The sequence below is a fragment of the Hyphomonas sp. genome (assembly GCF_040882205.1).
Taxonomy (GTDB): domain Bacteria; phylum Pseudomonadota; class Alphaproteobacteria; order Caulobacterales; family Hyphomonadaceae; genus Hyphomonas.
In genome coordinates this window covers 1-4,313 of record NZ_JBBEBT010000161.1, presented here as the reverse complement: position 1 = coordinate 4,313, position 4,313 = coordinate 1, and the positions used below count along the sequence as shown (strand labels likewise).

Below are 4,313 nucleotides of genomic sequence, written 5' to 3'. Positions count from 1 at the left end.
TATTCCATGGCTATGGGTTCCTGGCGGTATTCGTTGCCGCGCTCGTGCTGCGCGACAGCGAGCGCCATCACGAATATCACGAGGCGCTGCACGATTTTTCGGAGCAGATTGAACGCCTGCTGATCATGCTGGTGCTCGTCCTCTTCGGGGGGGCGATCACGACCGGACTGTTTGCCAACCTGACATGGACCGATGGCGCCGCGGCGCTCGTCATCGTGTTCCTGATCCGGCCACTGGCGGGATGGGCGGCGCTGCTGGGAACCGGCCATCCCGTGCGGGAGCGGGGCCTCATCTCATTCTTCGGCATTCGCGGTATCGGCTCATTCTACTACCTCGCCTATGGCATCAACCACGGCGACTTCGGCTCAAGCGAACGGCTATGGGCCATCGCGGCGCTGGTCGTGTTGATATCGATCCTGATCCACGGAATAAGCGCGACGCCCGCAATGCGCTGGCTGGACCGGTCGCGCAACTGATGGCGCACTGATCTGCGGATTGAGAAAATCCACGACCAGACGCGCGGCCATGTCCGGACGATCCCAATGCGGCGCATGGCCGAGATCCTCGCACGCCTCCAGTGTGGACGCCCGCATCGCGCTGAGCAGGACATCCTGGTCCGTGCGCGGGATGAACGTATCGCGCTCGCCCCAGATCAGGCGTGCTGCCCCACGGATCGGCGTAAGGTCGCGGGGCACATCATCGCGCAGAAACGCCGCGAAGACGCCTTTCCAGACGTGCGCCGGCAGGCGCAGCGCTTCTGAGACGATGCTCTCAAAGTGCGAAGCCTTCAAATCGACCGAACTCGCCGCTTGCTGGAACCCGCGAACGAAGGCGGGGTCTACGCGATCCGTCAACGCCGCGATCTCCGCGCCGAGCTCAGCGATACCGGGATTTCCTGCGAAGCCGGTGAAGGCTCCGATCAGGATAAGGCGGTTGACTGTCAATCGGCGTGGGGTCAGGACGCCGATCGGCACGCTATCCCATTGATTTTACCGGAGCAGGAGGGGTCAGTTTCTGGCGCCGATTTACAGCCAGCGAAGTGGATGGCGCACCGGAGAGGGTGAAAGTGGGAATTCCTTTAGGATCGTCATTGCGCGAAGCGGCGAGGGGAATTGCGCTGGTCGGCGCCCCCTGCAATTGTGTGAATAGTTCATACATGAAAAAATCGGCTCTCAAGGAGCCGCTGCCGTGATGCGCAAGACCATATCCATGCCTGACCAGATGGCTGACTGGATTTCGGCCAGGATCGAGCGCGGCCAGTTCAACAATGAGAGCGAGTATTTCCGAGATCTCGTGCGCCGCGATCAGGAAGAGGAAGCCCGCAAGGCGTATTTGGTCTCACGTCTTGAATCCGGCTCGGAACAGCTCGCCAACGGCGCCTATTCAGACCTGACTTCAGAAGAAGAGATCGACCGGCTTTTTGATGCCGAAGGCTGAGACGGAGTGACGACGCTCCGCATCACCGAAGATGCCCGGCGCGATCTGTCAGACATTAGAGCCTATACACGCCGCGAAATCGGCGCGCGTCAGGCGGCGATATACATGAACCGCCTCAAAGCAGGCTTCAAAGCGCTGCGCCTGCACCCGGAAATCGGGTTTCCGATCGACCATCTGAAGCCGGGTTATCGCTGTTTCCGGGTTCAGCACCACGCTGCTTGGCCATGCTGACATAAAGACGACCCGTCGTTATGCGCATCTTGCGGATGGACACGTCCGCGCGGCGGCAGAAGCGATGGCCGATAACATTTCTGAGCTGCTTGCAAATGGCCCGCAGGCGCGCTCTCATCGAGCTGAGAAGCTAGTTCATTCATATCCGTCGCCGACTGCAGAGTGGCAAATCTCTGGCCGAGTGCAGACAGAGTGGAGCATTCGCTATCAGGCAGTTTATCGCCGAAGGCAGTCAGTTACCTCCCCACATAAACTCCCGGTCGGTTCTCAAATCAACCATTTATCAGGCAAGCGGTTGGTTCGAGGTACGACGACTCTGCAGAGAGCTTGGTTGGTATAAAGGATTTCGCGCTGCATGCGTGAGCTGTGGCTGCACTGCCATTCTAGTTGGGCCCATAGATTGCGGCGGTCTGACGCGCCAGGCAATCTGCTTCCAGTCCGCTTGCGTAATATTTGCATTCGCAAGGAGACACTCGATGAGTGACAACTACTCGAAGCGCTTGCTGGCAAGCATGTACATGCAGCAAGCGCGGATGCTGTATGAAGACGGCCACCGGAAAGCTGCCAGAGACCTGTTGGTGAAAGCCGTGGCCATGCGCTTCCTGCCGGGGACAAGCCCCCAGCCAGCGCTGATACCGGCGCGCGCGCGTCGCCGCTGAACCAAAAGGGTTCGTTCTGCGGATTTGAGGCGCGAGGCCCCAAGGCACAATCTTCTCCGGCCCTCACCAGGGCCACCAGATCTTCAGGCGAAGTGGAACGACCATATGGCGATGGTGCTGATAATGGGGGCCAGCAGCGGGATAGGTCTCGCAACGGCCAAACTCGCGCTTGAGCGTGGGCATTCAGTCGTCGCCTTCGCGCGCTCCGCAGACCTTATACCGCTCGAACATCCGAAGCTCAGGAAACTGGCCGGTGACGCGCGCCAATCCGATGATGTTCGCCGCGCCCTCACCGCTGTTGATGTCGTCATCCAGACGCTAGGCGTGCCCGCAAACGCCCGCATGCTGACAGGTCCGATTGACTTGTTTTCGGCAGCAACAGCAACGCTCCTTCCTCTGATGAAAGAAGCCGGCATCCGCCGATTGATCAGCGTGACGGGTTTCGGCGCCGGTGAAAGCCGGTCCAGCATACCGCCCCTGCAACGGCTCGGGTTCAATCTTGTTTTCGGCCGTGCCTATGGCGACAAGGATGTACAGGAGCAGATGATCACACAGAGCGGTCTCGACTGGACCATCGTTCGGCCGGGCGTACTGATCAACACACGCGTGCCTGGACGCTACCGAATACTGACCTCCCCGCAAGACTGGCGTAACGGGATTGTCTCGCGCAGCGATGTCGCCGATTTCCTAGTCAGGCAATTGACGCGAGATACCTTTATCAAACAGGCGCCGGTTCTTGTGAGGTGACACGGCGCGGTCAATCCCAAGGCCAATGAGTGCGGCTACAAGCCTATTTTTCTCTATGCTACGCACCATCGGTGATTGCTGGCGAGCGTTCACGAGCGGCAGGGCGAAACTGCAGAGGGCGCTGGCCGCGTTCCCTCCGCAGTGAAGACGGCGACGTATCCGATCGGCCCGAATTTCCGCAGCTCACGCTCCTTGTATCCAACCGCCTCGATCTCGCATTTGAGCAGTCGGGGCGGCGTTCCATGGTCTTGGGTCGGACGATCACGCTCAGAGATTGCAACCGCACCGCCAGGCTTAAGCGCGTCGCGCAGCCGCCACATGAAAGCATAGGGCTGTTCAATCTCGTGATACATCCTCACCAACAGCACCACATCCACAGCGCCTTCAGGGAGCGCCGGATCGTCAGGTTTGCCCAACACAAGGTCGACATTGTCAAGCCCCTCCCGCGTCAGGCGGTCTCGCAGACGATCAAGGTGCTCCGGCACGACATCGGTCGCGATTACGCGGCCTGTCGGCCCGACGCGTCGCGCCAGCCGCACGGTGAAGTAACCATTCCCGGCGCCAACGTCAGCCACCGTCATGCCGGGAGCGATTTGCAGGAAATCCATCACCTGCTGGGCCTCGTTCTGTGCATCGCGGTCGGTCTCTTTGCCGGAATGACTTGAAACGATCCCTGCAACCGGACGATCAGCCGCCGGAAAGCCGTGGGCGTCCGTCGCACCTTCGACAGCCGGGGCAGCGGTACACGCTGCTAGAAACGCGGCACACACCCCGAGGAGCAAGTGCCTTGATGCGGTCGCTCTTTTATCCATGATCCTTCCTAGCAGATCACGTTGCATATGGGAGCCATTCTTCTCGATCCGCGAACGACTGCCATGGGCCAGGTTGGTTCTGATTGGCATTGGGCACGATCGGCAAAGTCGGTAGCTTTCGCTTTGCGGCCATTCGTGCATTTCGCAGCATTTTGGATAGGTGGAGGGCGGTAGCGCGGACGAAGCAGATTTCTCAGCAAACTCCCGCGGACAGGGTTGCTCGGCCTACATCGCGCCGTCCATCGAGATCATCAGTGCTCATACGATAGTGCTCAGATCGTCACACCGATGCCGTTTGGCCAGGCTCGAAGCAGACTTGAGGCTGCGCGGCAGATGATGCAGTTTGAGGAAGCCCGCGTCCTGCGCTCCTCTCTATGATGCAGGACAGCTTCCCATAAGGAGCCATATGCACTCGAGGGAAGCATCT

The 4,313-nt window shown here is 59.8% G+C and carries 7 protein-coding genes; 5 read left to right on the top strand and 2 right to left on the bottom strand.

Features of this window, described 5'->3' with window-relative positions; genetic code table 11:
• On the top strand, positions 1-476 hold a 476-nt coding region (locus tag WEA77_RS06530), incomplete at its 5' end, for a cation:proton antiporter (protein ID WP_368067065.1).
• On the opposite strand, the gene WEA77_RS06525 is transcribed toward WEA77_RS06530, so the two are convergent.
• Positions 378-974: an alpha/beta fold hydrolase gene (locus WEA77_RS06525; protein ID WP_368067064.1), complete on the bottom strand. Its 597-nt coding sequence runs from the start codon at positions 972-974 to the stop codon at positions 378-380. The two genes, WEA77_RS06530 and WEA77_RS06525, sit on opposite strands and share 99 nt — an antisense overlap.
• Before the next feature lie 217 nt (positions 975-1,191).
• Between WEA77_RS06525 and WEA77_RS06520 the strand changes: the two genes are divergently transcribed.
• The 4 genes from WEA77_RS06520 (at position 1,192) to WEA77_RS06505 (ending at position 3,074) form a co-directional block, all read left to right on the top strand.
• Entirely contained in the window at positions 1,192-1,437 is a 246-nt protein-coding gene (locus WEA77_RS06520) for a type II toxin-antitoxin system ParD family antitoxin (protein WP_368067063.1), read from the top strand.
• A gap of 6 nt (positions 1,438-1,443) precedes the next feature.
• A complete protein-coding gene (locus WEA77_RS06515; RefSeq protein WP_368067062.1) occupies positions 1,444-1,668 on the top strand; it encodes a type II toxin-antitoxin system RelE/ParE family toxin in 225 nt (74 codons plus the stop codon).
• A 476-nt stretch (positions 1,669-2,144) separates the two neighbouring features.
• Positions 2,145-2,327, top strand: coding sequence for a hypothetical protein (locus tag WEA77_RS06510; RefSeq protein WP_368067061.1), 183 nt, complete (start codon positions 2,145-2,147; stop codon positions 2,325-2,327).
• A 105-nt stretch (positions 2,328-2,432) separates the two neighbouring features.
• Positions 2,433-3,074 (top strand): NAD(P)-dependent oxidoreductase, encoded by a 642-nt coding sequence (locus tag WEA77_RS06505; RefSeq protein WP_368067060.1) that lies wholly within the window; start codon positions 2,433-2,435, stop codon positions 3,072-3,074.
• 89 nt (positions 3,075-3,163) lie between these two features.
• Here the strand turns inward: WEA77_RS06505 and WEA77_RS06500 are convergent, their stop codons facing one another.
• Positions 3,164-3,976, bottom strand: coding sequence for a class I SAM-dependent methyltransferase (locus tag WEA77_RS06500; protein ID WP_368067059.1), 813 nt, complete (start codon positions 3,974-3,976; stop codon positions 3,164-3,166).
• Between the last annotated feature and the right edge of the window lie 337 nt (positions 3,977-4,313).